The following is a 25305-nucleotide window of genomic DNA, read 5'->3' as shown; positions in this document are numbered from 1 at the left end:
TGAGCCAGCCGCTTTATCCCCATCATGCTGTGATTGCATTCTTAATGAGCGGAGAACCTCGCAATGGCACAGCATTTTGACTATATCGCCATCGGCGGCGGCAGCGGCGGTATCGCCTCTGCCAACCGTGCTGCCATGTACGGTAAGAAAGTTGCCCTGATTGAAGCCAAAGAGTTGGGTGGAACCTGCGTCAACGTAGGCTGCGTACCGAAGAAGGCCATGTGGTATGCAGGCCAGATCGCCGATGCCCTGAAATATGGTGCCGACTACGGCTTTGACACCACCCTCAACCACTTCAACTGGGCCAAGCTGGTCGAGTCCCGCCAGGCCTACATCGGCCGCATTCACCAGTCCTATCAGAACGTGCTGGGCAAGAACCAGATCACCGTCATCAAGGGCTTCGCCCGCTTCGTCAGCAGCAACACCATCGAGGTTAATGGCGAGCACTACACGGCTGATCACATCCTGATCGCCACCGGTGGCCGCCCGGAAATTCCGGCGATCCCGGGTGCCGAGCTGGGTATCGACTCCGACGGTTTCTTTGACCTGCAAAGCCAACCCAAGCGGGTTGCCGTAGTGGGTGCGGGCTACATCGCAGTCGAGATCGCAGGGGTGATGCAGGCGCTCGGCTCCGAGACCCATCTGGTGGTGCGCAAGCACGCGCCGCTGCGCAACTTCGACCCCATGATCCACGAGACACTGGTCGAAATCATGGCGCAGGAAGGGCCCAAGCTGCACACCCACGCCATTCCCAAAGCCGTGCTCAAGAACGCTGACAACAGCCTGACCCTGCAACTGGAAGATGGTCGCCATCTCACCGTCGACTGCCTGATCTGGGCCATCGGCCGGGTACCGGCTACCGACAACCTCAATCTGGCTGCCGCAGGCATCGCGCTGGACGAGAAGGGCTTTATCCCGACCGACAAGTTCCAGAACACTTCCGTCGCCAACATCTATGCAGTGGGTGACAACACGGGTCGCATCCAGCTCACCCCGGTGGCCGTCGCTGCGGGCCGTCGCCTCTCCGAGCGGCTGTTCAACAACAAGCCCAACGAGCACCTCAACTACGATCTGGTGCCGACCGTGGTGTTCAGCCACCCGCCCATCGGCACCATAGGCCTGACCGAACCTGAAGCCATCGCCCAATACGGCGAGGACCAGGTGAAGGTCTACCGCAGCCAGTTCACCGCCATGTACTCTGCGCTGACCCAGCATCGCCAGCCCACCCGGATGAAGCTGGTCTGCGTCGGCCCGGAAGAGAAGGTGGTCGGTCTGCATGGCATCGGCTTTGCGATGGACGAGATCCTGCAAGGTTTCGGTGTCGCCATGAAGATGGGTGCCACCAAGGCGGACTTCGACAACTGCGTGGCTATCCATCCGACCAGCGCGGAAGAGTTCGTCACTATGCGCTAAGGGCAGATGAAGTTGGCCTGTCACGAGCAGCCGGCGTCTACAGCCATGTAACCCCTTCACCCAAACCCGGCTCAGGCCGGGTTTTTTGATCACTCCTCGCCATTTCTCTCGCAAATCCGTCGTTCTTTACGCCGATTTTACGCCTGCCACATGGCGCTTTATGGCGCCTTTACGCCTGTTTTACATACCCTTTTCAGCGTCAATGACACCAACAGAGTCGATATGGTCTTACATCGGCTCTCGCAGCTAATTATCTCAATGGAGTCGATATGAATTGGCTATATCTGCTGCTCGTCCTCGCCTTGATGGCCTATCTGATGCGCGCACTCACGCGCAGTCACGAGTGAGGGACTACCTATATGCAGCAAAAATTTATCTACCCGGTGGCCAGCAAACTGCCGAGCCTCGTGAGCAATCCAATGCGTGCCCTGACGCACCGTGACCACGAGTGAGGAACTAGAACATGTGGCAAGAAATAATCTATCCGGTAGCCTTCGTGCTGCTGGTTCTGCTACCAGCACCGCTGCTGGGCAACTACATCTACCGGGTATTTGAAGGCAAAATCCACTGGCTGGCACCGGTCGAGCGCACCACGCTGGCTTGCTGTGGCACCGATGGACGGGAGCAGGACTGGAAGTCCTACGCCCTCAGCCTGCTGGCCTTCAACGGCGCCGGTTTCGGTCTGCTGTTCCTGATCCTGATGGCGCAGGGGTTGCTGCCCCTCAACCCGCAACAACTGCCGGGTCTGAGCTGGCAACTCGCCTTCAACACCGCAGTCAGCTTTATGACCAACACCAACTGGCAAGCCTATTCCGGTGAGGCCAGCCTCTCCTACTTCAGCCAGATGGTGGGCCTGACCACCCAGAACTTCGTCTCCGCAGGGACGGGCGCCGCCGTAGCCATTGCCCTGTTCCGCGGCATCGCCCGCCAGCAGACCATCAACCTTGGCAACTTCTGGCAGGATCTGGTGCGTTTCTGCCTCTATGTGCTTCTGCCCATCGCACTGATCATGGCGCTGGTGCTGGTATGGCAAGGGGTGCCGCAAAGCCTCTCCGCCTATCTGCCGTTCCACGGTGTGGAAGGTCAGGAGCAGCTGCTGCCCCTCGGCCCGGCAGCTTCACAAATTGCCATCAAGCAGCTCGGCTCCAACGGCGGCGGCTTCTTCGGCATCAACTCCGCCCACCCGTTCGAGAACCCGACCGCCCTCTCCAACTGGCTGGAGATGGTCGCCCTGCTCACCATCGCTGCCGCCATGGTCTTTACTCTGGGCCGCTATGTGAAAGACATGGCCCACAGCCGCGCCATTCTCGGCGCCATGACCCTCATGCTGGTGCTGGGGCTCTTCGTCTCCCTCTCCCAGGAGCTGAAACCGGATCACGCCCTCGCCCAGCTCACCACTGACGCCAGCAACATGACTGGCAACTGGGAAGGCAAGGAGAGCCGCTTCGGCCCTGTGCTCTCCAGCATCTGGGAAGTGGCGACCACTGCCGCCTCCAACGGTGCCGTTAACGCCATGCACGACAGCTTTACTCCGCTCGGCGGCATGGTGGGCATGATCAACATGCTGCTGGGTGAGGTCATCTTCGGCGGGGTCGGCTCCGGTATCTACGGCATGATGCTGTTCGTGTTGCTGACCGTGTTCCTGTGCGGCCTGATGGTGGGACGTACCCCGACCTATCTGGGCAAACGCCTCGGCATCACCGAAATGAAGTGGGTCGTCGCCAGCATGCTGGTCATGCCGGTCGGTGTTTTGGTGATCGGTGGTGTCACCCTACTGATGCCGGATGCCAGCACCATCATCGGCCATGATGGCCCGCACGGTCTGTCACGCCTCATCTATGCCTATGCCTCGGCTGCCGGCAACAACGGCTCCGCCTTCGCCGGTTTTGCCGCCGGTGACAACTGGCAGTGCATCGCCATCGGTCTGGCCATGCTGCTCGGTCGCTTCGGCTACATCATTCCGGTACTGGCCATCGCCGGTCAGCTGGCCCGTGCGCCCCGTCAGGAGACAAGTGAAGGGGACTTCCCCATCAGCGGTCCGCTGTTCGTTACCCTGCTGATCATCACCGTCCTGCTGATAGGTGGCCTCTCCTTCCTGCCGGTGCTGGCACTGGGCCCGGTGGCCGAACATCTGAGCCTGATCGGAGGGGCACTCTGATGAACCCGACCCTGTCGGTCACCATCCGGATGCCAATGGCCAACTATCTGATGCTGGGAGCTTTACAATGAGCAAGTCCACTGCAATGAGCACCGACACCATGTTGGTGAAGGGCAAAAAACAGAAATCACAGATCATCCAAGCAATGGTTGAGGCCCTCTATCGCTTCAATCCCAAGGCGCTGTTTGGCAGCCCCATCCTGTTCACCCTCTGGCTGGCCGCAGTCATGGCGACGGTGGAGTCCCTGCTGGGGCAGCCTCTCTCCGGCGTTGCTCCCTCACTGGCCTGGCAGCTGACCGCCTGGCTCTGGCTGACCCTCTGGTTTGCCAACTTCGCGGAAACCCTGGCCGAGGGGCGCGGCAAGGCGCGAGCCGACAGCCTGAAAGCGGGCATGAGCCAGCTCAAGGCCCGCCGGGTGGCGAATGCCAAAGATGGTCAGGGCGAGTGGGTACCCGCCACCAGCCTGATGAAGGGGGAGCTGGTGCTGGTACGCAGCGGCGAGATGATCCCGGCCGACGGCGAAGTGATCGCCGGCATCGCCTCGGTCAACGAGGCGGCCATCACCGGCGAATCAGCCCCCGTCATCCGCGAGTCGGGTACCGATCGCAGCGGCGTGACCGGCAACACGACGGTCGTCTCCGACGAGATCTGGGTACGCGTCAGCAACAATCCGGGCGAAAGTACGCTGGATCGGATGATCGCACTGGTGGAAGGGGCCAAGCGCCAGAAGACCCCCAACGAGATGGCGCTGGACGCCCTGCTGGTGGGCCTGACCCTGATCTTCCTGTTGGTGGTCGCCACCCTGCCCTGGTTCCTCGACTACAACGGCACCCAGGTACCGCGCCTCTACCTGATTGCCCTCTTCATTACCCTGATCCCGACCACCATCGGCGGCCTGCTCTCCGCCATCGGTATTGCCGGAATGGATCGACTGGTGAAGCTGAACGTCATCGCCAAGTCTGGCCGTGCCGTCGAAGCGGCCGGTGACGTGCGCACCCTGCTGCTGGACAAGACCGGCACCATCACCTTCGGTAACCGGATGGCGGATGAGCTGATCCCGGCACCGGGCGTCGACCCCGCCCTGCTGGCACAAGCCGCCATGCTGGCCTCGCTGGGTGACAACACCCCGGAGGGCAAATCCATCCAGACTCTGGCCAGCAAGAGCATGGCCAAGCCGAGCCAACTGGAGAGCGACAAGGTGATCCCCTTCAGCGCCGAAACCCGGCTGAGCGGACTGGATCGCAACGGTCATCAATATCGCAAGGGGGCGGTAGATGCCGTGCTGAACTACCTCAGCCTCGACCGCAAGGCGGTGCCGGAGCTGGTGCTCAAGTCAGTCGACAGCATCGCCCGTCAGGGTGGTACTCCGCTGCTGGTCTGCACTCAGGAGAAACTGCTGGGGGTGGTCTACCTCAAGGACATCATCAAGCCCGGTATCAAGGCTCGCTTCCAGATCCTGCGCCATATGGGGATCCGTACCGTGATGATCACCGGTGACAACCCGAAAACCGCCGCCGCCATCGCCGCCGAAGCCGGGGTGGATGACTTCATCGCCGAGGCGACACCGGAGAAAAAGCTGGCCTATATCCGGCAGGAGCAGGCCGATGGTCGTCTGGTTGCCATGTGCGGCGACGGTGCCAACGATGCGCCCGCACTGGCGCAGGCTGACGTGGGTCTGGCCATGAACGAGGGTACCCAGGCCGCCAAGGAGGCGGGCAACCTGGTGGATCTAGACTCCAACCCCACCAAGCTGCTGGACGTGGTGCTGGTCGGCAAACAGCTGCTGGTGACCCGTGGTGCCCTGACCACCTTCTCCATCGCCAACGACGTCGCCAAGTACTTTGCCATCCTGCCAGCCCTGTTCATCGCCGCCTACCCGCAACTGGGGGCACTGAACCTGATGCAGCTGGGCAGCCCGCAGAGCGCCATCCTGTCGGCCATCATCTTCAACGCCCTGATCATTGTGGCGCTGGTGCCGCTGGCCCTGCGTGGTGTCGACCTGAAAGGCTCGGCCGCCAGTCTGCTGCGCCGCAACCTGTTGATCTACGGGGTCGGTGGTCTGCTGGTGCCTTTTATCGGCATCAAGCTGATCGATCTGGTTATTACCGGCCTGGGTCTGGTGTAACGACATAACCGGGATGCGGGTCAGACCCGCATCCCCAGCCATCCTTTTGGAGCAAGAGAATCATGATAGCAATCAGAACCCTGTTGACCCTCACCCTGCTGCTGGGCGTGGGTTATCCTCTGGCGGTGACCGGGCTGGCCCAACTGCTGTTCCCCTGGCAGGCCAACGGCAGCCAGCTCACCGACAGCAAGCAGCAACTCATTGGTAGCGCCCTGCTGGGGCAGAAATTCGAGCGGGCCGACTATTTCCATCCCCGTCCCTCCGCCAGCGATTTCAACACCATAGGCGGCAGCGCCAGCAATCTGGGGATGAGCTCACCGCTGCGGGCAGAGTTTGCCGAACAGGCCGCCAAGGCACAGCCGGGAACCAGCTCCCCCGCCATGCTGACCCGCTCCGCCTCCGGCCTCGATCCCCACCTGCCGCTGGATGCGGTACTGGCTCAGGTGGACCGCGTCGCCAAAGAACGTGGACTGGATCCCGCCCAACTGACGGAGCAGGTCATGTCGGCCACACAAGCTGGTATCCTTGGCCCGCAGGTGGTCAACATTCTCCAGCTGAACCTGCAACTGGATCATCAAAAGGGCGCCTGAGGGCGCTCCTTGCCGATCTGGCGTTGACCTCCATTTTCGAAACGGGCAGTTGGCTCGATAGGGATAACAATGGCTGATGTAGCAAGCGCTGACGCCCTGCTGACGAGTCTGATGCAGGAGCATGGGGATGCGTGATGAGGTAAGGGCTGACGCCCTGCTGGCAAGTCTGGAGCAAGAGCACAAGGGCAAGCTGAAAGTCTTTCTCGGGGCCGCCCCCGGCGTGGGCAAGACCTACGCCATGTTGCAGGCGGTGCGGGAACAGGCCAAGGAGGGGGTCGACATCCTGATCGGCGTGGTGGAGACCCACGGCCGGCAGGAGACACTGGCCCTGCTCGACAAACTCGCAATCCAGCCGCGCAAGATCCACATGCACCGCCAGCAGCGACTGGAAGAGATGGATCTCGACGGCCTGCTCGCCCGCAAACCGGCCATCGCCGTAGTGGACGAGCTGGCACACAGCAACGCCCCCGGCAGCCGCCACGAGAAGCGCTGGCAGGATGTGGAGGAGCTGCTCAACGCAGGTATCGACGTCTATAGCACACTCAACGTCCAGCATCTGGAGAGCCTCAACGATCTGGTGTGGCAGCTGACCGGGGTCAGGGTCAAAGAGACCCTGCCCGATCAGGTTCTGCTCGATGCAGACAGCATTATCCTTATCGACCTCCCCCCCAAGGAGCTACTCGGCCGCCTGCGCGAAGGGAAGGTTTATGTACCCCATCAGGCCAAGGCCGCCTTGCAATCCTTCTTCTCCCTCAACAACCTCACTGCATTGCGGGAGCTGGCGATGCAGACCGCCGCCAGCCATGTGGAGGGCGATCTGCAACTGCAATGGCAGGCGGCGGGCAAGAGCACCTTGCCGCTGCGGGGCAAGCTGATGGTCTGCCTCGGCAACCAGCACGGGGCTGCGCTGGTGCGCTATGGCCACCGCTTTGCCCAGCGTCGCCAGCTACCCTGGCTGGTAGTGCACGTGGATAGCAATGGCCGCAGCTCGGCCGACGTGGAGCAAGCGCTGGCGCTCGCCTCCCAGTTGGGCGCCAAGGTGCTGACCCTCTCCAGTCCGGCGGTCGCCAATACCCTGCTGGAGACTGCCGAGCAGCAGCAGGTCTCCCAGCTGCTGCTCGGCAAACCGCACAAGGCGCCGTGGCGTCGCTCGCTGGTGCAGCACCTGCTCAAGCAGGCGCAGGGGCTGGAGATCACCCTGGTCGATACCGAGAAGCAGAAACACAGAGTGGGGATGCGCGTCCCGACCCCGAAGGATATACACCACAGCATGCTGGCAGTGGTGATCATGGGGATCACCTCAGCCGCCGCTTGGGGGCTCTCCTACTGGCTGCCACCAGCAGCGTTGCCGCTCATCTTTGTACTGGGGGTGCTGGCGACGGCCCTCACCACCAGTCTGGTTCCCGCCACACTGGCGGCGGTGCTGGGCTTTATCGCCCACAATCTGCTCTTCACCGCCCCCTACTTCTCCCTGAGCGTCGCCAACCACAGCGACCTGCTCACCCTGTTCGTGCTGCTTATCGTCGGCATGACGGCGGGGCGCCTCGCCTCCCGCCAGCGCCAGCAGCTGATAGGCCTGCGCGAGACCCAGCAGCTGGGCAATGCCCTGCTCTCCCTCAGTCAGGGGCTGGCGACCGCCAACAGCCCGGAGGAGGTGCTCAGACAAGGGGCGCAAGCGATCTCGCTGGCGCTGGGCCAGCCGACCGTAGTGATCGACAAGGATTTTCACGACCGCCTCGGCAACGAGAAACACAGACCCGGCCAGACCGACAAGGCGGCCATCGACTGGTGTCTGGCCCAGAAGCAGAGTGCCGGAGCCCACACTGCCACCCTCAATGCCGCCGAGGCCCAGTATCACCACCTCAGCGATGACCTGGTGATCGGCATAACACTGGCCAATCCGCTCTCCTCCTCCGCCGAGCATCAGCTGCAGGCGCTGCTCACCGACATTCGCGCTGCGCTGGCGCGGATCGACCTCAACGAGCGGCTGGCCGACAGCCAGTTGCAGGCGGAAACAGATCGAATGCGGGCCGCCCTGCTCTCCTCGGTCTCCCACGACTTGAAGACGCCGCTGGCCACCATCATGGGTGCCGGCAGCACTCTGCTGGAATATGGTGACCGGATCCCGCCGGATGATCGCAACGAACTGCTCCACTCGGTACAGGAGGAGGCTCGCCGCCTGCACAGCTATGTGCAGAATCTGCTGGATATGACCCGCATCGGCTCCCCCGACTTCCAGCTGAAACGGGACTGGGTCGATCTGGCGGATCTGGTGGAAAGCGCCCGCAAGCGGCTCGACTCCTCCTGGCGCCAGCACAAGCTGCTGGTCCATTTCGATCAGCATGTGCCCCAGCTCTATGTCCATGGCGCCCTGATCGAACAGGTGCTGGTCAACATCCTCGACAACGCCTCTCGCTACTCGCCGGCAGGCACCCCCATCGAGTTCAAGGTAATGGTGGCCGAGCCAGACCTCATCATCGACATCATCGATATCGGGGTCGGTATCGCCGAGTCGGATCGGGAGAAGATCTTCAATCTCTTCTACACCCAACCGGTGGGCGATTGCGGCAGCCGTGGCACCGGGCTTGGCCTCGCCATTTCCCGCGCTATGATAGAGGCCCACGGCGGCAAGATTTGGGCCTTCTCCGGCCCCAATGGCAACGGCACCTGCATGCGCATCTCCCTGCCGCTCGCGCTCAATTCACCGGAGGTCTGATGGCGCACATTCTGGTCATAGATGATGAAGCGGCGATCCGTCGCTTTCTGCGGATCAGCCTGATTGCCGAGGGGCATCAGGTGAGTGAGGCGGTGGGGGTCAATGAAGGGCTGGAGCAGTATCGCCACCTCAACCCCGATCTGGTGATCCTCGATCTCGGTCTGCCGGATGGCGATGGCATTCAGGTGTTGCAGGCCATTCGCGAACACCACCCCAATCCGGTACTGGTGTTGTCGGCCCGTGATTCGGAGCAGGAGAAGGTGCGACTGCTGGATGCCGGTGCCAACGACTACATGAGCAAGCCGTTCGGCATCGGTGAGATGATGGCACGTATTCGCGTGCTGTTGCGCCAACGTGCTGGCGTCAGCAGCGGCGAGCGACGCCACTTCCCCCAATGCGGCCTGACGCTGGATGTCAGCAGCCACAAGGTAACCATGAAAGACGAGGAGATCCCTCTCTCCCGCAAAGAGTTCGCCCTGCTGCAAGCGCTGGTGTGCCACCCCGGCAAGCTGGTGATGCAGACCCAGCTGCTCAACGACATCTGGGGGCCGAGCCACAAGGAGGACACCCACTACCTGCGCATCGTCATCGCCAGTCTGCGCAAAAAGCTGGGGGATAACCCCCAGCAACCGACGCTTATCGAGACCGAATCCGGTATCGGCTACCGCTTTATCGGCAACTGACGTTTCACGTGGAACGACGCCCGCTGCAAATCAGCGCCAGCAGACCGCAGCCACTCAGCAACAGGCCGAGCTCCTGCAATCCGGCCGCCACCGCCAACCCCAGACTAAGCAGCAGGTAGTAGCCAAGCCCGAACAGGGCACCAGCACTGCCCGCTACCTCGCGATAGGCCAGCAGCGCCTGACTCAGCACATTGGGGATAGCCAGCCCGAAGGCCACCACCACACCCATCATGGGCAACAGAAACCAGAGGTTGCCCTGAGTCACCCATACCAGCAGCCCGGCAACCAGCGCCAGAGCGCAAGCCAACCTGACCAGAGATGACGGCAGCCACCCCCTCCCCAGCAGATGCTTGTTGAGCAAGCTGCCGAGCAGAGTCGCCAGCGCCAGCAAGATCCCCGAATAGCCAAACTCGCCGGTGCTCAATCCCAATCCGGCAAACAGGAAGGGGGCCAGACTGTAGTAGCCAAACAGCATAGTGTTGAACAGGGCGACCAGCATGGCACTGCGCCAGAGTCCGCCATCCTTCATCATCCGGCGCGCCAGCAGCCAGAGCGCGACCCGCTGGCTGGTGGCCGGACGGGTTTCCGGCAACTGCCAGCAGGTCACCAGCAGCAAACCTACCGCCAGGACCAGCAGACCGCTGAACACCCCGAGATAGCCGAACCCGCTCGCCAGCTGGCCGCCACTGAGCAACCCCAGCACCGGGCTCAGGGAGAGCGCTATGCCCATCACCGAGAAGACCCGCGCCAGATCGCTGCCCTGATAGCTGTCGCGCAGCATGGTCTGGGTCACCACAGAACCCACGGCGTCGCCAAAGGCCGAGATAACCCGGGCCAGCAGCAGGGTTTCAAACTGGTTGGCCAGCAGCGCCAGCAAGGTGCCGACACCATAGGTGAGCAGACCCGCCAGCATGGCGGGACGCCGCCCTATCAGATCGCAGAGCCGTCCCCAGCAGACCACGCCCACCGCAAACGCCAGAAAATAGACCGACAGGGTCTGGGATGCCTGCCCTTCGCTCACCTGAAACTGGGTAGCAATGTGGGTCAGGACCGGGCTGTAGATGGTCTCCACAATTTGGGGAAACATCATCAATCCCACCACCAGCCAGAGCGGTGGCAACTTGTTGTTCATGACAAACCTCCTTCACAAGAGGTCGCCATTCTAGAGAGATGTCGATTGTCTGATTACAATAAGTAGGACTATAAACATCAAAAATCGGACATATGGCCTTTATTCTTCCCGATCACCCTTTTGAGCCCGACCAGCTGACCGGCAGCGTGATCGGCATTGCCTCCGCCCTCGGTTGGCACGACTCGGGCATGCATCAGCATCAGCGCCACCAGCTGTTGTTCGCCCAATCCGGCTGCATGACCATGGAGCTGGAAGGCCGAGTCTGCCTGCTGCCGCCCACCCGTGCCGCCTGGCTGCCTGCAGGCACCGCCCACCGGGTACTGATGCGCGGTGTGGTGGCCTACCGCTCACTCTACTTCCAGCCGCACCCCGAGTTGCCCGGCACGGTGGAGGTGCTGGCGGTCAATCCGCTGCTGCACGAACTGATCGAGCGGATGGCGCTCTGGCCGTGGGACAAACCGCAAGAGCAGCAACAACGGACGGTGGCACTGTTTATGGAGGAGTTGGGGCAGGCGCCGCGGGAGTCGTGGCAGTTGCCGCTGCCAACCGATCCCAGACTGGGCGACTGGCTACAGCAGTTGAAACGGGGAGATGCCCTGCCCGATCGGCTCAACCGGCTGGCCGAGCGGGTGGGTGCCAGTGACAAGACCATTGGCCGCATCTTCATGCGGGAGACCGGCATGAGCTATCAGGCGTGGCGTCAGCAGTGGCGGCTGTTGCGCGCCATGGAGCTACTGGCAGAAAGCGAGTCCATCAGCCGGATTGCCGTTGCGCTGGAGTTCTCCAGCGACAGCGCCTTTATCAGCTTCTTCAAACAACATTCGGGACAGACCCCCCTGCGCTACCTCAGCTCTCGGGGTGAGTCGCCACAGCCTGACTCGCCTCCACCACCAGGGTATCCAGCGCCAGCGGCTTGAGATTGTGCAGCGCATCCTGCACCACGGCATGTGATGCCTGTTGCAACTCGCTCTGCACATCTTGCTCCAGCTGGGCACTCTCCAGCTCGGGCCGCGGGTTTTCGTTGGCCATCACGTTCAGGCTCAGGGCACTCACAATCAGGGTAACGATCAGGCTTTTCATCTGGTTTGCTCCAGGGCGGGAGCGCACTTTGCTTGATTTTCAACCAAAGAATAACTGTGCCCGATAATCATCGTCCCAGCCCGCTCTTTTCAACTTGTTTCGCTGGCTTGGCGCGCCACATTGACTCTGAGTGAGAATGTTCATCACGAATCGTCGAAACAGGGCCATATTCTCCACGGCATCCTCCATGGCTATCCGGGACGCATCCTCACCAAACACCACGTCCAGAATGTAGTGCTGACTGTTTTCTATCCGCCAATGCTGCCGGATATAGTGACCCAGCAGCTTATGTTTGTGAGACAGTGAACTGACATAGTAGGACGTATCCACCGTGCCTTTCCCGTTGATAGTCCGGTGCCGTTCAACGGCGATAATGCTGCGAATCGTCGGCCATTTTGCGGCCAGCTCAGGCGGTAACTTGGCCTTCAACTGAAACACATAGCGCGCTTCTTCCCGGCCATGGCCGCACTCTTTGTGCTCGACCACGACCTTCTCTTTTCCCGCATCGAACAGCGCCTGAAATTGGGACTGCACCGCCTGACGCAGCAAGGGCTGATTGTGTTTCACCTGCACCACCACATGGGCATTTTTCTCACTGATTTTCTCCAGTGTCTCGCGCTGGCAATGCAGTGCATCCAGGGTGACTACCGCCCCTTTCAAGTTGAGGACATCCAGCATCGCCTTGACGGTGCCGAGTTCGCCACGCTTGGAGGGGGTGACTTTTTGGCTAAGCACCAGCCCATTTTCGGTGTCATAAGCGGTGACGAGTTGCAGCGCCTGCTTGGCATCATTGCGATAGGCCCCGCGCAACACTTTGCCATCGAATGCGATGAGGGGCTTGCCGCTGTGGGTGCGGCGCTCATTGACCCAACCGAGTAAGGCTTCGAGCAAGGACTCGACGACGATGGTCCGTAGGATGCGAGCGATGGTATGACGACGCGGAATGCCATGAGTAAAGGGGCGATATAAGCGCAACCAATCGACTTTCGACTCGCCGAAGGTCTGGATATCACGCCAGCCCTCAGCTCCGGCCATGATGGCGCTGATGACGAGGAACATCACGTCCACCAAATCATGCTTGCGGTTGATATCTGAACGGGTTTCTTCAACGAGAGTGAGATGTTCAATGAGTGTCATGGCTTGAGCTCCTCTGGACTAGGGGAGCGATTAGATCACAGACGATCTGCCAGTTCAAAGTTTGTTAACAAAGTGCGATCCCGCCCTGTGGTTTGCTCCGGTATGGTTGAGATGACCAGATAGCTATTCCAATAGTTGTGCCAATCCTCACGCAATTCATAACATGATGATTTTGTTTAAATTAACTATATCTCGATACCAAATTGAGTCGCAAAATGCATCCCGCTCGGTCATTTTTAAACCAACAGTTGGTGCTTTTAACCACGCTTGATTTTTGCACCATGTTCCACGTGGAACGTCCCATCTTTTTGATCGACACCCGCTTTTAAACTGAGCTATGGTGCTACATCCCCGTAACTCAAATCTGGATCTGTCACTGAATGGAATTTTCCTTGTTCGGCGAGAAGTTCACTCGCCACGCCGGATTACCCAACTCATGGATGACCTCAATCAGGGGCTGACCAATCCGGACGCCATCATGCTGGGTGGTGGCAATCCGGCCCCCATCCCCGCCATGCTGGAGCGCTTTCAGGCCGAGGCCAAAACCCTGCTCGACAACGGCGAACTGGTGAAGGCGATGGCCAACTACGATGGCCCGCAAGGCAAAGACAGGTTCACCAGGGCGCTTGCCGGACTGCTCAGCAAGGAGCTGGGCTGGGATATCTCAGCCCGCAATATCGCCCTGACCAACGGCAGCCAGAATGCCTTCTTCTACCTGTTCAACCTGCTGGCCGGTGAATTTGCTGATGGCCGCAAGAAGAAGGTGCTGTTCCCGCTCGCCCCCGAATACATCGGCTATGCCGACTCGGCGCTGGCCGACGACTACTTCGTGGCCTACAAGCCCACCATCGAGAAACTGCCCGATGGCCAGTTCAAATACCACGTGGATTTCGAGAGCCTGCAGGTGGGCGACGATATCGGGGTGATCTGCGTCTCCCGCCCAACCAACCCCACCGGCAATGTGCTGACCGATGAAGAGATCGAACACCTCGATCAGATCGCCCGCGACAAGGGGATTCCGCTGCTGATCGACAACGCCTACGGCGTCCCCTTCCCGGGTATCATCTTCAGCGAAGCCAAGCCGTTCTGGAACGCCAACACCATCCTCTGCATGAGCCTCTCCAAGCTGGGCTTGCCGGGCACCCGCTGCGGCATCGTCATCGCCGATGAGAAGATCATCCAGGCCATCACCAACCTGAGCGGCATCATCAATCTGGCGCCGGGCAGTCTGGGGCCCGCCATCACCATCCCGATGATCGAGAGCGGCGAGATCATCGCCCTCAGCGAACAGGTGGTGAAGCCCTTCTATCAGCAGAAGGCGGAGCTGGCGGTGCAGCTGCTGCGCGAAGCGATCCCCGACCCGCGCTTCCATATCCACAAGCCTGAAGGGGCTCTCTTCCTCTGGCTCTGGTTTGAAGATTTGCCGATCCACTGTCAGGAGCTCTATGAGCGACTGAAGGCGAAGAACCTGCTGATCGTGCCGGGTCACTACTTCTTCCCCGGCATCGACGACTCCGAGTGGCGCCACAGCCAGGAGTGCGTCCGCCTCAACTACTCCCAGAGTGAGGAGCTGGTTCGTCGCGGCATCGCCATTCTGGCCGATGAAATCAATGCCCTCTACGCCGGCTAAATCAGTCCGGCCAGCCAAAAACAGAAAGGCCTGCAGATGCAGGCCTTTATTGTTTATCGCAATCCGGTTTGCTTAGCCGGGCAGCGCCAGCTGCTCGGGTTTACCGATGGGGATGGCGCGGGGCTTGAGCGCCTCCGGCAACTCGCGAGCCAGGTCGATGGTCAACAGACCATGCTCCAGCTTGGCGCCCTGCACTTCCACGTGCTGGCTCAGCTTGAAGGCGAGCTCGAAGTCGCGCTCGGCAATCCCCTGATGGAGGAACTGACGCTCACCGGCCGCAGCCCCTTTGCGCCCCTTCACCTTGAGGGTGCCGTTTTCGGTCTCCAGCTCCAGCTCTTCGCGCTCGAAGCCAGCCACGGCGACCGTGATGCGATAGCCATCCTGATCGCGCTTTTCAATGTTGTACGGGGGGTAAGCGGCGGTCTTCTGCTCGAATAGACCTTCCAGCTCACGGGCCATCCGCTCGAAGCCGACGGCGTTGGAATAGAGATGAGAAAAATCGAGGTTACGCATAATCCTATCCTTCTAATAAGCAACAGGTTCAACTCTCCACAGGCCCGTCATCGGCACCCGGGGAATTTTAAAATTTCAGTGAATTCAGGCTATCAGCCGTTGATCTCGATCTTGCGCGGCTTCATCGCCTCGGGCACTTCACGCACCAGCTCGATGTGCAGCAAGCCGTTTTTCAGATCGGCCCCTTTAACCCGCACATAGTCGGCCAGCTGGAAGCGGCGCTCGAAACCACGTTCGGCAATCCCCTGATAGAGATAGTTACGCTCGGTATCGGCCTGCTTGTTGCCCTTCACCGTCAACAGATTTTCCTGGAAGCTCAGCTCCAGCTCTTCCTGGGTAAAGCCCGCCACCGCCATGCTGATGCGGTAGTCGTTGTCACCCAACTGCTCGATGTTGTAGGGGGGATAACCGGCATTGCCATTGCTGGCCGCAGATTCGATGAGATTGGCCAGACGATCGAAACCGATGGCAGAACGATAGAGCGGAGAAAAGTCGATAGAACGCATAGTATTACCCTCTTGTGAGCGATAACGGATTGTTTGCCCTCCTTATGGACGGGCGCCTGGTCGAAACCTCTGTCGAGCGTTCCGGCCTTGTTACCTATATAGGGGCTCACTTTTTCCTTTCAAGGGGATTTTTTCGAATTTTTTAAATGGCCGCACCGACCTGTAGAACATCAACCTGTTGGCCCGATAGTGATGATAATCGACCCGTGGGCCACTGATGGCAATGCGCTCCGCACTCCATAATTGGTTGCATATCCACCAGCCAACATGGAGCCATCTCATGAAGATTACCCAGGTTCGCAACGCCACCTTGCTGCTCGACTATGCCGGCACCCGCTTTCTGATCGACCCCATGCTCTCGGCCAAGGGAGCCTTCCCCGGCTTTGAAGGCACCGCCAACAGCCATCTGCGCAATCCGCTGGTCGAGCTGCCGCTACCGATCGATGAGCTGGTCGATGTGGACGCCGTGATCGTCACCCACGACCATCCCGACCACTGGGATGATGCCGCCAGAGCCCTGCTCCCCAAGCATCTGCCGCTCTTGGTGCAACATCAGAAAGATGCCGATGCCATTCGTGCCAGTGGCTTTGAGGATGTGCGGCTGCTGAGCGACCAGCCCGAGTTTGCCGGCATTCGCCTGCAACAGACCGGTGGCCAGCACGGCAGCGACCAGTTGATGGCGGTACTGGGCGAGCGCATGGGAGAGGTATGCGGCGTGGTCTTCTCCCACCCCGATGAACAGTGCCTCTATCTGGCCGGTGATACCATCTGGCATCCCCGGGTCGAGCAAGCCCTGCAACAGCATCAACCCGAGGTCATCATCCTCAACTGTGGCGATGCACAGGTGCCCGGACTCGGTTCCATCATCATGGGTAAGGAAGATGTCGCCGCCGTTTATCAGGCCGCACCGCAAGCCACGCTGATCGCCAGTCATATGGAGGCGGTCAACCACGCCGTGCTGTCACGCCAGGAGCTACGCGACTATCTGGTGGACCGGGGCATGATGGATCGGGTACGGGTGCCGCAAGATGGCGAGGCGATATCGCTATGATCCACAAGAGAGCCATGTCAGACATGGCCCTTCGGCTTTCACAGCCAAACGCTTATGATGAGTGGTCTGCGCGCAGAGAGGAGCCAACACCATGACCACCCCGATCGTTGCCGTGGTGACCTTCGATCACTTCAGCCCTTTTCACTGCGCCGTCCCCTGTCTCATCTTCGGCGACATCCTGCCGCGCCAGCCGCTGTTCGAGCTCAAGATCTGCTGCGGTGATGGCAACCATCATGCACACTCGGCGCAAGGCTTCACCATTCAGGCTCCTCATGGGCTGGAGGTGCTGGCCGAGGCGGAGATCATCGTCATCCCCTTCTGGCACGACCCGGCAGCACAGCCACCCGCAGCACTGCTCGATGCCCTGATTGCCGCCAGAGCCAGAGGTGCCCGGCTGGTCGGGCTCTGTCTTGGCACCTATGTGCTCGCCTACGCCGGACTACTTAATGGTCGCAAAGCATCGACCCACTGGGAGTACGAACAGGATTTCTGCCGCCGCTTTCCCTGCGTGCAGCTCGATACCAACGCCCTCTATGTGGATGACGATGGGCTGGTCACCTCGGCAGGCACTGCCGCCGGGTTGGACTGCTGCCTCTATCTGGTACGCCAGTACCACGGCTCGGCCATCGCCAACAAGGTGGCGCGGCGGCTGGTGATCCCGCCTCACCGGGAAGGGGGCCAAGCCCAGTTTATCGAACAGCCGGTGCCCGCCTCCACTCGCGATGTCAGGATGAACCAGTTGCTCGATCACCTGCGTGCCCATCTGGCCGAACCCCACACCCTGGATTCTCTGGCGGCCCACACCCTGATGAGCCGCCGCACCTTTACCCGCCGTTTTCATCAGGCTACCGGCCTCTCGGTGGGTGAATGGCTGCTGGCGGAGCGGCTCAGGCGCAGTCAGGAGCTGCTGGAGGTAAGCGGCCATTCCATCGATCGCATCGCCGAGCTGGTCGGCTTCAAGAGTGCCACCTCCCTGCGCAATCACTTTCGAGCCCGCTTTGCCATCTCCCCCAGCGAGTGGCGACGATCTTTTCGTGGCAACAATGTCTGATGACATCCTCTATACCCGCTCACTCCGCTATGGCAGGCTAACCAGAAATCCCGAGGAGTCATCCCATGTCCCGTTCCGAACGCCTGCTGGCCCTGCTCCAGCTGCTGCGCGGCCACCGTTACGCCATTACTGGCGCGGAACTGGCCAGCCAGCTTGGCATCAGCCTGCGCACCCTCTATCGGGATATCGCCACCCTGCAGGCACAAGGAGCCCATATCGAGGGCGAATCGGGGATCGGCTATGTGTTGCGTCCCGGCTTCATGCTGCCGCCACTGATGTTCAGTGAAGAGGAGCTGGATGCGCTGGTGCTGGGGTCACGTTGGGTAGTCGCCCACGGTGACGGAGCCTTGAGTGCATCGGCCAGCAGTGCGCTGGCCAAGATAGAAGCCGTGCTGCCCGCCGACTATCGCCAGCAGCTCCAGAGCAATGCCCTGCTGATCGGCACCTCCCGCAGCGACCGACTCACCGATGAAGCCCCGCTGCGCTGCGCCATCCGCCAGCAACGCAAGGTGACCCTGAGTTATCGTGACCTCAAGGATGAGGCCTCTGAGCGTACCGTCTGGCCCTTTGCCCTCGGCTACTTCGAACAGGTGCGGGTACTGGTAGCCTGGTGCGAACTGCGTCAGGGCTTTCGCCACTTTCGGGTCGATCGCATCACCCGGATGCAACCGCAAGATTGCCGCTATCCAAAAAGCAGAGAGAGCCTGCTGAAGAAGTGGCGCACCACCCAGCAGATCCCGCAACCGAAATTCATTGCTGACAGAAACTGACAGCAGGTAGCACCATGCTGACGGGGTCGGCGCCAATGCGCCATCTCATCAGCAAGGAGCATCACCATGTTAGTTCCCCAGTTCACCATCCTCTACGTTGCCAACCCGACCCGCAGTGCGCTCTTCTACCGCCAGCTGTTCGGGCGTGAACCGGTGGAAGAGTCACCTACCTTTGCCATGTTCGTATTCGAGTCAGGCGCCAGACTGGCGCTCTGGTCCAGTACCACCGTCGAGCCAGCCGTTACCCAAAGTGCTGGCGCCATGGAACTGGCCTTCTCGCTGCCTGATGAAACCAGTGTCGATTCTGGCTTGTCAGAGTGGCAAGCTCGTGGCCTGACCATCATCCAGCAACCAACCCGGATGGAGTTTGGCTATACCGGCATGGCTCTTGATCCCGATGGCCATCGCCTGCGACTCTACTGCCTGGCACCAGAACTGAGCTGAGTTATAACCATCAACACCAAGCAGTTTCATGTTTCACGTGGAACGTGCCATTTCCCCGCCCCTGAAAATAAAAAAAAGCCGCTCACAAGGAGCGGCTTTTTATATCGAACTGACTGCGTCGATTAGACGTCGAGGTTGGCTACGCGCAGGGCGTTGGTCTCGATAAAGTCACGACGGGGCTCAACGGCATCACCCATCAGGGTGGAGAAGAGCTGGTCCGCACCGACGGCGTCGTCGATGGTGACGCGCAGCATGCGGCGGGCTTCCGGATCCATGGTGGTTTCCCACAGTTGGTCCGGGTTCATCTCACCCAGCCCTTTATAGCGCTGGATGTAGATGCCGCGTTTGCCTTCGCCCATCAACCACCCGACGGCTTCCACAAAGTTGGCAACCGGCTTCACCTTCTCACCACGCTTGATGAAACCACCTTCCTCGATCAGGTTGGCGATCTCCTTGCCCAGCGAAACCAGCTGACGGTATTCACCGGATTGCAGGAAGTCGTAGCTGAGCGGATATTCGCGGTCGACACCGTGCTGACGTACCACGGCATGCGGCACGTACAGGCTGCGCTCTTCGTCACGACGAACCTGGATCTGGTACTGGATACCGTGGTTGCTCTCGTTGAGCACGGCTTCCATACCCTGACACCAGGCCAGCAGATCACTCTCGCTGTTCAGCAGCGCTTCGTTCAACTCCGGCTGATAGATCAGCTGGGTCAGTACCGCTTCCGGCGCACGACGAGACATGCGGGTGATCAGGTGAGTCACCGAGCGGTGCTGGTTGACCAGACGCTCCAGCGCCTCGCCACCGATGGCCGGAGCGGACTCGTTGACGTGCAGGGTCGCACCGTCCAGCGCCATGGCGGTCTGGTACTGCAGCAGCGCATCTTCGTCTTTCAGATACTGCTCCTGCTTGCCCTTCTTCACCTTGTAAAGCGGCGGCTGGGCGATATAGACGTAGCCACGTTCGATGATTTCCGGCATCTGACGATAGAAGAAGGTCAGCAGCAGGGTACGGATGTGCGCACCATCGACGTCCGCATCGGTCATGATGATGATGTTGTGGTAACGCAGCTTGTCCGGGTTGTACTCGTCACGACCGATACCGCAACCCAGTGCGGTGATCAGGGTGCCCACCTCCTGGGAGGAGATCATCTTGTCGAAACGGGCCTTCTCCACGTTCAGGATCTTGCCCTTGAGCGGCAGGATGGCCTGGTTCTTCCGGTTGCGACCCTGCTTGGCGGAACCGCCAGCAGAGTCCCCTTCCACTATGTAGAGTTCAGAGAGCGCCGGGTCTTTTTCCTGACAGTCGGCCAGCTTGCCGGGCAGACCGGCGATGTCCAGCGCGCCTTTGCGGCGGGTCAGTTCACGAGCCTTGCGGGCCGCTTCGCGGGCACGGGCCGCATCGATGATCTTGTTGACCACGATCTTGGCATCGCCCGGGTTTTCCAGCAGGAAGTCGGCCAGCTTCTCACCCATCGCCTGTTCGACCGCGGTCTTCACTTCGGAAGAGACCAGCTTATCCTTGGTCTGGGAGGAGAACTTGGGATCCGGCACCTTGACGGAGATAACGGCAATCAGACCTTCACGCACGTCGTCGCCACTGGCGGCAGACTTGGCCTTCTTGCTGTAGTCCTCTTTGTCCATATAGGAGTTCAGAGTACGGGTCAGCGCGGTACGGAAACCAACGAGGTGAGTACCACCATCCCGCTGCGGGATGTTGTTGGTGAAGCAGTAGACCCCTTCCTGATAGGCGTCGTTCCACTGCATCGCCACTTCAACGCCGATACCATCCTGCTCGGTGGTGAAATGGAACACCTTCGGGTGGATCGGGGTCTTGTTCTGGTTCAGGTACTCAACGAATGCCTTGATGCCACCCTCGTAGCAGAAATGCGCCTCGCGGCCATCACGCTCGTCTTGCAGACGGATGGAGACACCGGAGTTGAGGAAGGAGAGCTCGCGTAGGCGCTTGGCCAGGATCTCGTAGTGGAACAGGGTATCGCTGAAAATGGCAGGGCTCGGCCAGAAGCGAACTTCGGTACCGGTGCCGGTGCTGTCGCCAATCTGCTTGAGCGGCGCCTGCGGCTCACCCAGATGATAGGTCTGCTCATAGACGTGACCGTTACGACGAATAGTCAGCAACAGCTTGTCAGAGAGGGCGTTAACGACGGAGACACCCACGCCGTGCAGGCCGCCGGATACCTTGTAGGAGTTGTCATCAAACTTACCGCCAGCGTGCAGCACGGTCATGATGACCTCTGCGGCGGAGCGGCCCTCCTCCTCGTGCATGTCTACCGGGATACCCCGGCCATTATCACGCACAGATACAGAACCGTCGGAATGGATCTTGACCAGAATATCGGAGCAGTAGCCAGCGAGCGCCTCGTCAATGGAGTTATCGACGACCTCGAACACCATGTGGTGCAGACCCGAGCCATCATCCGTATCGCCGATATACATCCCCGGGCGCTTGCGGACCGCATCCAGGCCCTTCAGCACCTTGATATTCGAGGAGTCGTAAGTATTTTCACTCATAGCTTACTCTCTGCCTTCTCTAACGTTTCGGAGATTTTACCCTGTTCCACGTGGAACAACTTACAGTCATTCGCATCCATCATGTCTGCGAGCTGACCGGTGTCGATGGCGGTGATAAACACCTGGGACGCACACTGCTTCAGCCTTGCGGCCAGCAAGCGGCGCTTGTCGACATCCAGTTCAGAGGCAAAATCGTCAATTAAAAAAATACAGCCACGGCTGCTATGTTGATTCAAATAGAGCCCTTGGGCCAGTCGCATGGCGCAGACCAGCAACTTCAGCTGACCCCGGGACAAAATATCCTGAGCGGGTACACCGTTCGCCTTGAGGCGCACATCGGCTTTCTGTGGACCGACACCGGTATAGCCCAGCGCCCGATCCCGCTCAAACCCCGCCTCCAGCAGATCGCCGAGGGGAGTATCTTTCTCCCAGCCCCGGTAAAAGCCGAGACTGATATCGAATTCCGGCAGAAAATCCGCCGTCATCTCCTTGATCAGGGGCGTAATGGCCTGACAATAACTGGCGCGAAACTCGGCCAGCTCACCACCCAGCCGCACCAGCTCCTGATCCCAGAACGCCAGCTGGCGGTACTGGGTGCTCTGGCGCAGCAGCGCATTGCGCTGTTTCAGCAGCCGCCGCACTCGCCCCCACAGGGCAAAGAAGGTCGGCTCCTGATGGAAGACCCCCCAATCGAGCCAGGCGCGGCGAGCCTGAGGCCCGCCAGTCAGCAGGTTGAAGCCATCGGGATGGATCAACTGCACCGGCAACAGCTCCGCCAAATCGGCCAGCCGCTGGGCCTGCGCCCCGGCAATCTTGAGCTGGGTCTCGCCACTCTTGTCTTTGGCAAGACCGATCGGTACCTGACGCCCTTCCAGCTCGCACTGGGCAAACAGGGTAAAGGCTCTCTCCCCCTGGCGGATGACCCGCCCGGTCAAATGAGTGCGAAAGGAGCGCCCCAGACCAAGGTAGTGAATGGCTTCCAGCACGCTGGTCTTGCCGCTGCCATTGCACCCGACCAGAATGTTGAGGCCGGGCGACAGCTTGAGACTGGCTTGCTGGATATTGCGAAAGTCGCTGAGCTGGAGTTTGACCAGAGACACGACTAGATCCGCATCGGCATCACCACGTACTGAGCATCCTGATGTTCAAAATCCTCAATAATGGCACTGCTGATGGAATCGCTCAGGCTAATCCGAATTTGGTCACATTTTAACGTATTCAGCACGTCGAGCACATAAGAGACGTTAAAGCCGATCTCCATCTCGCCAGCGGTATATTGTACGTCAAGCAGCTCTTCGGCTTCTTCCTGTTCCGGGTTGTTGGCGGTGATGCGCAGCAGGTTTTCCTGCAGATTGAGACGCACCCCACGGAATTTCTCGTTGGAGAGGATGGCGGCGCGGGCAAACGCCTGACGCAGATCCTCACGGCCGGCGATCAGGGCCTTGTCGCTGTTGCGCGGAATGACGCGGCGCCAATCCGGGAAGCGGCCATCCACCAGCTTGGAGGTGAAGATGAAGCCGTCGAGGGCAGCACGCAGGTTGCTGCGGCCGATCTGCAGCCGCACCGGCTTATCTTCTGCTTCCAGCAGACGCACCAGCTCCAGTACCCCTTTGCGCGGCAGGATAACCTGATGATCGGGCAGCGATTCCCCGACTACCTCGCGGCGGCAGGTAGCAAGACGGTGACCGTCGGTCGCCACGGTACGCAGACCGTGACCTTCACTCTCGAACAGCATGCCGTTCAGGTAGTAACGCACATCCTGGCTGGCCATGGAGAACTGGGTCGCATCGATCAGCTTCTTCAGCTCCAGCTGGCTGATATCGAACTCGAGCACGGATTCCCAATCCTCGATGTTCGGATACTCGGTCGCCGGCAGGGTCGAGAGGTTGAAGCGGGAGCGACCGGACCGGATGATCAGGCGCTCGCCTTCGGTATTGAGACGGATCTCGGCGCCTTCCGGCAGACCACGGCAGATATCCAGCAGCTTGCGCGCCGGTACTGTGGTGCGGCCATCTTCGCTGGCCCCGTTCAGATAGACCTGACCGATCATCTCTACTTCGAGATCGGTACCGGTCAGTGACAGCAGACCGTTGCTGACATCAAGCAGCACGTTGCCGAGGATCGGCAGGGTCGGTCGGCCGCCGAGGGCGCCGGACACCAGTTGCAGAGGACGTAACAGGGCCTCACGGCTAATTTCGAGCTGCATCTGTGCTCTCCGTTGTGATTAGGAGGAAAAGATTCGGATCAGGTTGGAATATTCGCGCTGCATCTGTCCACTCGATTCCGTTATCAGGAAGAAAGGGTACGGATCAGGTTGGAATAGTCCTCCTTGATGTCGTGACTCTCCTCCTTCAGCTGCTCGATCTTGCGGCAGGCATGAAGAACGGTAGTGTGGTCACGGCCACCAAAGGCATCACCTATCTCCGGCAAACTGTGGTTGGTCAGCTCCTTGGCCAGTGCCATCGCCAGCTGGCGCGGACGGGCAACAGAGCGGGAACGACGCTTGGAGAGCAGATCCGCCAGCTTGATCTTGTAGTACTCCGCCACCGTCTTCTGGATATTGTCGATGGTGACCAGCTTCTCCTGCAGTGCCAACAGGTCGCGCAGCGCTTCGCGCACGAAATCGATGTTGATGGCACGGCCGGTGAAGTTGGCGTTGGCGATCACCCGGTTGAGGGCGCCTTCCAGTTCACGGACGTTGGAGCGCAGACGTTTGGCGATGAAGAAGGCCACTTCGTCCGGCAGATGGATCTGGTTCTCGTCCGCCTTGCGCATCAGGATCGCGACGCGGGTCTCCAGCTCAGGCGGCTCGATCGCCACGGTCAGGCCCCAGCCGAAGCGGGACTTGAGGCGATCCTCGACACCGTTGATCTCCTTCGGATAGCGATCCGAGGTCAGGATGATCTGCTGGTTACCTTCCAGCAAGGCATTGAAGGTATGGAAGAACTCCTCCTGGGAGCGCTCCTTGTTGGCGAAGAACTGGATGTCATCGATGAGCAGGGCATCGACGCTGCGGTAGTAACGCTTGAACTCTTCAATGGCGTTGTTTTGCAGCGCTTTCACCATGTCCTGGACGAACCGCTCGGAGTGCATATAGATGACTTTGGCATCTTTTTTACTCTCCTTGATGGCATTGCCAACGGCGTGCAGCAGGTGGGTTTTACCCAGGCCGGTACCGCCATAGAGGAACAGCGGGTTGTAAGCACCACCCGGATTGTCCGCCACCTGACGGGCAGCCGCACGCGCCAACTGGTTGGACTTACCTTCGACGAAGTTCTCGAAGGTATAGTTCACGTTGGTGTTGCTCTTGTGGTTCGGCTCAGGCTTGGTTTCAGCCTTGCTTTCCCAGCTCTTCTGCAAGTTATTCACAGGCGCGGCACCCTGTACCGGCGCTCTGCTTGCAGCGACGGTAACGGGGTGAGGACGATTGCCGATATCAAAACGCAGAGCGGGGCCATCGACCCCGCAGAGTTCGTTGATGATGCCGTTAACCCGGATGAGATACTTGTCTCGTACCCAGTCCAGAACAAAGCGATTCGGTGCATACAGGGTCAGAGTATTGTCACTCAACTCCGCTTGAAGCGGCCGGATCCACATGCTGAATTCTGCCGAGGGCAACTCATCTTGCAGCCGGTTAAGGCACTGCTGCCATAGCGAAGCAGTCACTCTAAACTCCTGTCGATTGATTAACTAAAGACCGGCTATTCTACGTTTTTAGCTGCCGGATCTCCAGCCATCGCCCGGTGGATCCAGCAAATAAGATCCTTGACTT

At 60.0% G+C, this 25305-nt stretch carries 20 protein-coding genes and 1 pseudogene; 12 read left to right on the top strand and 9 right to left on the bottom strand.

Annotated elements, in window-relative coordinates:
• Positions 1 to 63: 63 nt before the first annotated feature.
• From gorA to ACTG19_RS13110, 6 genes are all read left to right on the top strand, one after another.
• Complete coding sequence (gene gorA, locus ACTG19_RS13135; protein ID WP_064339089.1) at positions 64 to 1413, top strand: glutathione-disulfide reductase; 1350 nt, start codon at positions 64 to 66, stop codon at positions 1411 to 1413.
• Between the two features lie 463 nt (positions 1414 to 1876).
• Positions 1877 to 3571: a potassium-transporting ATPase subunit KdpA gene (gene kdpA, locus ACTG19_RS13130; RefSeq protein WP_113740562.1), complete on the top strand. Its 1695-nt coding sequence runs from the start codon at positions 1877 to 1879 to the stop codon at positions 3569 to 3571.
• Positions 3572 to 3638: 67 nt separating this feature from the next.
• Positions 3639 to 5696: a potassium-transporting ATPase subunit KdpB gene (kdpB, locus tag ACTG19_RS13125; protein ID WP_113740561.1), complete on the top strand. Its 2058-nt coding sequence runs from the start codon at positions 3639 to 3641 to the stop codon at positions 5694 to 5696.
• Between the two features lie 62 nt (positions 5697 to 5758).
• A complete protein-coding gene (locus tag ACTG19_RS13120; protein ID WP_113740560.1) occupies positions 5759 to 6286 on the top strand; it encodes a potassium-transporting ATPase subunit C in 528 nt (175 codons plus the stop codon).
• 127 nt (positions 6287 to 6413) lie between these two features.
• Entirely contained in the window at positions 6414 to 9002 is a 2589-nt protein-coding gene (locus ACTG19_RS13115) for an ATP-binding protein (protein ID WP_439989152.1), read from the top strand.
• Positions 9002 to 9685, top strand: coding sequence for a response regulator (locus ACTG19_RS13110; RefSeq protein WP_005357169.1), 684 nt, complete (start codon positions 9002 to 9004; stop codon positions 9683 to 9685). The genes ACTG19_RS13115 and ACTG19_RS13110 overlap by 1 nt, the downstream gene beginning before the upstream one ends.
• A gap of 4 nt (positions 9686 to 9689) precedes the next feature.
• Here the strand turns inward: ACTG19_RS13110 and ACTG19_RS13105 are convergent, their stop codons facing one another.
• Entirely contained in the window at positions 9690 to 10817 is a 1128-nt protein-coding gene (locus tag ACTG19_RS13105) for a multidrug effflux MFS transporter (protein WP_439989151.1), read from the bottom strand.
• 92 nt (positions 10818 to 10909) lie between these two features.
• On the opposite strand from ACTG19_RS13105, the gene ACTG19_RS13100 reads away from it, so the two are divergent.
• Entirely contained in the window at positions 10910 to 11734 is an 825-nt protein-coding gene (locus ACTG19_RS13100) for an AraC family transcriptional regulator (RefSeq protein ID WP_101530236.1), read from the top strand.
• Here the strand turns inward: ACTG19_RS13100 and ACTG19_RS13095 are convergent.
• Both ACTG19_RS13095 and ACTG19_RS13090 read right to left on the bottom strand, forming a co-directional pair.
• Positions 11664 to 11897 carry a hypothetical protein gene (locus ACTG19_RS13095; protein ID WP_101530237.1) on the bottom strand — a complete coding sequence of 78 codons (234 nt, stop codon included), beginning with the start codon at positions 11895 to 11897 and terminating at the stop codon, positions 11664 to 11666. The two genes, ACTG19_RS13100 and ACTG19_RS13095, sit on opposite strands and share 71 nt — an antisense overlap.
• A 39-nt stretch (positions 11898 to 11936) precedes the next feature.
• The gene (locus ACTG19_RS13090; RefSeq protein ID WP_439988606.1) at positions 11937 to 13034 is read right to left on the bottom strand and encodes an ISAs1 family transposase; all 1098 of its coding nucleotides are present in this window, start codon (positions 13032 to 13034) and stop codon (positions 11937 to 11939) included.
• Between the two features lie 380 nt (positions 13035 to 13414).
• Between ACTG19_RS13090 and ACTG19_RS13085 the strand changes: the two are divergent.
• Positions 13415 to 14664, top strand: a pseudogene (locus ACTG19_RS13085) (valine--pyruvate transaminase).
• A 72-nt stretch (positions 14665 to 14736) separates the two neighbouring features.
• Here ACTG19_RS13085 and ACTG19_RS13080 read toward each other — a convergent pair.
• Together ACTG19_RS13080 and ACTG19_RS13075 are read right to left on the bottom strand one after the other, a co-directional pair.
• Positions 14737 to 15177, bottom strand: a complete 441-nt coding sequence (locus tag ACTG19_RS13080) for an Hsp20 family protein (protein ID WP_005339297.1) — start codon at positions 15175 to 15177, stop codon at positions 14737 to 14739.
• A gap of 92 nt (positions 15178 to 15269) precedes the next feature.
• Entirely contained in the window at positions 15270 to 15683 is a 414-nt protein-coding gene (locus ACTG19_RS13075; protein ID WP_041210487.1) for an Hsp20 family protein, read from the bottom strand.
• A gap of 280 nt (positions 15684 to 15963) precedes the next feature.
• On the opposite strand from ACTG19_RS13075, the gene ACTG19_RS13070 reads away from it, so the two are divergent.
• The 4 genes from ACTG19_RS13070 (at position 15964) to ACTG19_RS13055 (ending at position 18999) form a co-directional block, all read left to right on the top strand.
• On the top strand, positions 15964 to 16734 hold the full coding sequence (locus tag ACTG19_RS13070; RefSeq protein WP_113740554.1) for an MBL fold metallo-hydrolase: 771 nt from the start codon (positions 15964 to 15966) through the stop codon (positions 16732 to 16734).
• 91 nt (positions 16735 to 16825) lie between these two features.
• Positions 16826 to 17785 carry a helix-turn-helix domain-containing protein gene (locus tag ACTG19_RS13065; protein WP_113740553.1) on the top strand — a complete coding sequence of 320 codons (960 nt, stop codon included), beginning with the start codon at positions 16826 to 16828 and terminating at the stop codon, positions 17783 to 17785.
• 65 nt (positions 17786 to 17850) lie between these two features.
• Positions 17851 to 18555 carry a helix-turn-helix transcriptional regulator gene (locus ACTG19_RS13060; protein ID WP_439989150.1) on the top strand — a complete coding sequence of 235 codons (705 nt, stop codon included), beginning with the start codon at positions 17851 to 17853 and terminating at the stop codon, positions 18553 to 18555.
• A gap of 66 nt (positions 18556 to 18621) precedes the next feature.
• Complete coding sequence (locus ACTG19_RS13055) at positions 18622 to 18999, top strand: VOC family protein (RefSeq protein ID WP_157161694.1); 378 nt, start codon at positions 18622 to 18624, stop codon at positions 18997 to 18999.
• Positions 19000 to 19121: 122 nt separating this feature from the next.
• On the opposite strand, the gene gyrB is transcribed toward ACTG19_RS13055, so the two are convergent.
• From gyrB to dnaA, 4 genes are all read right to left on the bottom strand, one after another.
• Entirely contained in the window at positions 19122 to 21533 is a 2412-nt protein-coding gene (gene gyrB / locus ACTG19_RS13050) for a DNA topoisomerase (ATP-hydrolyzing) subunit B (protein WP_439989149.1), read from the bottom strand.
• A complete protein-coding gene (recF, locus tag ACTG19_RS13045; RefSeq protein WP_005339305.1) occupies positions 21530 to 22633 on the bottom strand; it encodes a DNA replication/repair protein RecF in 1104 nt (367 codons plus the stop codon). The genes gyrB and recF overlap by 4 nt, the downstream gene beginning before the upstream one ends.
• Before the next feature lie 2 nt (positions 22634 to 22635).
• Positions 22636 to 23739, bottom strand: a complete 1104-nt coding sequence (dnaN, locus tag ACTG19_RS13040; protein WP_439989148.1) for a DNA polymerase III subunit beta — start codon at positions 23737 to 23739, stop codon at positions 22636 to 22638.
• Between the two features lie 83 nt (positions 23740 to 23822).
• Entirely contained in the window at positions 23823 to 25199 is a 1377-nt protein-coding gene (gene dnaA, locus ACTG19_RS13035; RefSeq protein WP_439989147.1) for a chromosomal replication initiator protein DnaA, read from the bottom strand.
• Positions 25200 to 25305: the final 106 nt, after the last annotated feature.

Origin of the sequence: Aeromonas sp. 3P (assembly GCF_051919745.1) — a bacterium.
Lineage (GTDB): Bacteria > Pseudomonadota > Gammaproteobacteria > Enterobacterales > Aeromonadaceae > Aeromonas > Aeromonas veronii.
This window is presented reverse-complemented; position numbering and strand designations above follow the sequence as displayed.

Excerpts from the sequence above, each read along its gene's own strand:
- gorA (WP_064339089.1), top strand. The coding sequence starts at position 64 with ATGGCACAGCATTTTGACTATATCGCCATCGGCGGCGGCAGCGGCGGT.
- kdpA (WP_113740562.1), top strand. The coding sequence starts at position 1,877 with ATGTGGCAAGAAATAATCTATCCGGTAGCCTTCGTGCTGCTGGTTCTG.
- kdpB (WP_113740561.1), top strand. The coding sequence starts at position 3,639 with ATGAGCAAGTCCACTGCAATGAGCACCGACACCATGTTGGTGAAGGGC.
- ACTG19_RS13120 (WP_113740560.1), top strand. The coding sequence starts at position 5,759 with ATGATAGCAATCAGAACCCTGTTGACCCTCACCCTGCTGCTGGGCGTG.
- ACTG19_RS13115 (WP_439989152.1), top strand. The coding sequence starts at position 6,414 with ATGCGTGATGAGGTAAGGGCTGACGCCCTGCTGGCAAGTCTGGAGCAA.
- ACTG19_RS13110 (WP_005357169.1), top strand. The coding sequence starts at position 9,002 with ATGGCGCACATTCTGGTCATAGATGATGAAGCGGCGATCCGTCGCTTT.
- ACTG19_RS13105 (WP_439989151.1), bottom strand. The coding sequence starts at position 10,817 with ATGAACAACAAGTTGCCACCGCTCTGGCTGGTGGTGGGATTGATGATG.
- ACTG19_RS13100 (WP_101530236.1), top strand. The coding sequence starts at position 10,910 with ATGGCCTTTATTCTTCCCGATCACCCTTTTGAGCCCGACCAGCTGACC.
- ACTG19_RS13095 (WP_101530237.1), bottom strand. The coding sequence starts at position 11,897 with ATGAAAAGCCTGATCGTTACCCTGATTGTGAGTGCCCTGAGCCTGAAC.
- ACTG19_RS13090 (WP_439988606.1), bottom strand. The coding sequence starts at position 13,034 with ATGACACTCATTGAACATCTCACTCTCGTTGAAGAAACCCGTTCAGAT.
- ACTG19_RS13080 (WP_005339297.1), bottom strand. The coding sequence starts at position 15,177 with ATGCGTAACCTCGATTTTTCTCATCTCTATTCCAACGCCGTCGGCTTC.
- ACTG19_RS13075 (WP_041210487.1), bottom strand. The coding sequence starts at position 15,683 with ATGCGTTCTATCGACTTTTCTCCGCTCTATCGTTCTGCCATCGGTTTC.
- ACTG19_RS13070 (WP_113740554.1), top strand. The coding sequence starts at position 15,964 with ATGAAGATTACCCAGGTTCGCAACGCCACCTTGCTGCTCGACTATGCC.
- ACTG19_RS13065 (WP_113740553.1), top strand. The coding sequence starts at position 16,826 with ATGACCACCCCGATCGTTGCCGTGGTGACCTTCGATCACTTCAGCCCT.
- ACTG19_RS13060 (WP_439989150.1), top strand. The coding sequence starts at position 17,851 with ATGTCCCGTTCCGAACGCCTGCTGGCCCTGCTCCAGCTGCTGCGCGGC.
- ACTG19_RS13055 (WP_157161694.1), top strand. The coding sequence starts at position 18,622 with ATGTTAGTTCCCCAGTTCACCATCCTCTACGTTGCCAACCCGACCCGC.
- gyrB (WP_439989149.1), bottom strand. The coding sequence starts at position 21,533 with ATGAGTGAAAATACTTACGACTCCTCGAATATCAAGGTGCTGAAGGGC.
- dnaN (WP_439989148.1), bottom strand. The coding sequence starts at position 23,739 with ATGCAGCTCGAAATTAGCCGTGAGGCCCTGTTACGTCCTCTGCAACTG.